This is a genomic window from Microbulbifer okhotskensis (assembly GCF_023895975.1).
In the GTDB taxonomy this organism is placed as follows: domain Bacteria; phylum Pseudomonadota; class Gammaproteobacteria; order Pseudomonadales; family Cellvibrionaceae; genus Microbulbifer; species Microbulbifer okhotskensis.
Map to the genome: position 1 here is coordinate 1 of NZ_JALBWM010000239.1, position 2,415 is coordinate 2,415.

Sequence of the window (2,415 nt, forward strand, 5' to 3'; positions counted from 1 at the left end):
ATAACTGGAATAGTCTAAAGGAAATGCTGGGATATTTTGGGCTAAAGCCACCGCGGGTATACAAACGCAGTATACTTGTGGACTGGTATTAGGGTTCGTGCTTTACACGAGTGAATATATTACTGAAGAGCCGGATGCGGTAGTTCCGCACGTCCGGATCTGCGTGGGGGCAGTTAGGGTAACCGGCTGTCCTACCACTACTATTTATAGCCATTCTCGCGAATATACTCGACCATCGCGTTATAGTCAGTTTCTGAGAGTTGGTCGACGATGTAAGCCATCTCTTCCTGCATCTCATTACCTTTAATGGTCTTAAAGGATGAAGAATCACCAAAATCGGTATCGGGGAAGTTGGTTTTCAGCCCGGGCAGGAAGTCCTCAAATTTCAGAGTGGGATGATCGGTAAAATAGCCGATATACTGACTGTGATTGGTAGATATCATCAGGCCTATGTCCCTTTCAATGCGGGCATCAATAGGGCCGATATTATTCTCCATTTTCATCCAGTCGCTACCGTATTGGTCCACCAGGTCACCTTGTACCTCGTAGCGTTCGTTTGCCCGGTATTCTGTGTTGCACAGTACTGCAACCCGGGAGCAATCAGCGCTGGCGGCAATACCGTGTGACTCATAGCATTGTTTCAGTATCGTAGTATTGCCGGTTTGATCGAAGCTAGAAGTCTCCGGGTTATATTGCAGCTCGTAAACAGTGCCATAGGTGACTTCATCATCTCCGCTACCTTCACTGATTGTCTTGGAGACAAACATCCGAGGTTTATCGGTATCAGTTGCACAAGCCGCTGTGTAGCTTCGCATGGGGACTGACTGCAGGCTATCGTCCTGGGTGCTGTCTGTTCTGGAGATATAGTGTGGCAGTCCGTGAACTTCTTCAGCGTTGGGCTGGCCATTTGGCAGGGTGATATCTCGAGAGGTAATCTTGGCAAAGCCCAGGTCTGTAGTTTCGATATCGCCTACGATAACTGTACCGGGTTCATTGTCTGGAAGTGGTGTGGTGCTACCTGATCCACTACCTCCAGTGCCGCTGCCACCTGCGCCACTTCCAGAGCCCTGGCCATTACCATCTCCCCCGGTGGATGGGGCAGGATCGGAATCAGAAGAGGAGCCGCCACCACATGATGCTAATACGAGAGTAAATGCCAGCGCTAAAACTTTCTTACTGAATAGCTTATCCATAATTTGCCCGAAGTTACATTACCTAATATGAATGCTCTTTGTGCATTCGATGGGTGAATCATTGTTTTTGATAGAAAAATTGCGGGCATCATTTTAGTTATCTTTAACGAGTTTTCTGTGCAGTACTTAATATATTTTTGATTTAAGCAACCTTTCCGGGATAAAAATGGAAGCTAAGTAAGTTGTTGATGGGTTAACATTGATCATATCCGCTTGCCCCCTACTTACTGGTTCCTGCTTGAGCAGTACCTAGATTGCCAACATAAGCGACACACGCCTGCCCGCTAAAAACTCCAGCAGACTCCAATAATTCAACATTTTTCTTGGCCGAGCATTAATACGAAACATCGCATCATTAATCTGACTTTTCGGCAACTTGCCAAGTTCCATCCCTTTTGGGAAGAAACGCCTCAGCAGACTATTGGTATTTTCGTTCAACCCACGCTCCCACGAGTGATACGGCTCGAATCGAATAATTCTGGACACCCATAAATTAGAGAGAGGCGTTAGCAGCGTTACTGGACATAGTTCTGGACACCCACAGATTGGAGATCAATGCCAGTCACGTTGTTGGCATTAGCTTTGGCAGCTGTTTTCTCTGGTTTAGGGGCAAAGGAGGTAAAGTGCTGAGAAATAGATGCTGAGGCTTCGAATAACGCAATTTTTGGCTAAAAAAATCGGCAAGATCTATCTCAAACGGTAGGCGTAGAGTGAGATTAGCGGGGAGTAATAGAGAGAAGGCGTCGGCAGTCGCTAATGCCGTGTACCCAGCGTTTATCCAATTGGGTACAGACTTGACGGACTGCCTCCACCGATCCCACCAAACTTTTAAATCGACTTTCAAAATTCCGGTTGAGATAGTGCCAGTGCTTGGGTGAGATACCGAGCCGCTCTAGGATAGGAAGCGTGTTTACGGCAATACAACCTCGTTTTCTGGGATCTAAATGCCGGCCACTCCAGTCCACCAACTCCAAATAGTGATCCAGCTGAAAGGGTAGCCCTTTCGGCATGTTCAAGCGCTCACCGCCGACAAGCGGAAGCAGGTTTTTGGGCTGCTCACCGGAAATCGCTGCACGAATACGCTGTTGAATGGAAGTGTGATCAGAGTCTTCTGGCGTTCCTGCCATATTGGCGCGAATAGGATTGAGATCGACATAGGCCATACACGCAGGGCTGTCCCATATAAATCGGTGTAAAAACGAACAGAATAGACCTAGAATAG

The 2,415-nt window shown here is 47.4% G+C and carries 1 protein-coding gene and 2 pseudogenes; all 3 read right to left on the minus strand.

Annotation, left to right across the window (positions count from 1 at the left end; genetic code table 11):
* Nucleotides 1-200 precede the first annotated feature (200 nt).
* A complete protein-coding gene (locus tag MO867_RS21590; protein ID WP_252472996.1) occupies nt 201-1,193 on the minus strand; it encodes a hypothetical protein in 993 nt (330 codons plus the stop codon).
* Nucleotides 1,194-1,442: 249 nt separating this feature from the next.
* Nucleotides 1,443-1,658, minus strand: a pseudogene (locus tag MO867_RS21595) (IS30-like element ISVsa7 family transposase); the annotation flags it as partial.
* 251 nt (nt 1,659-1,909) lie between these two features.
* Nucleotides 1,910-2,415, minus strand: a pseudogene (locus tag MO867_RS21600) (hypothetical protein); the annotation flags it as partial.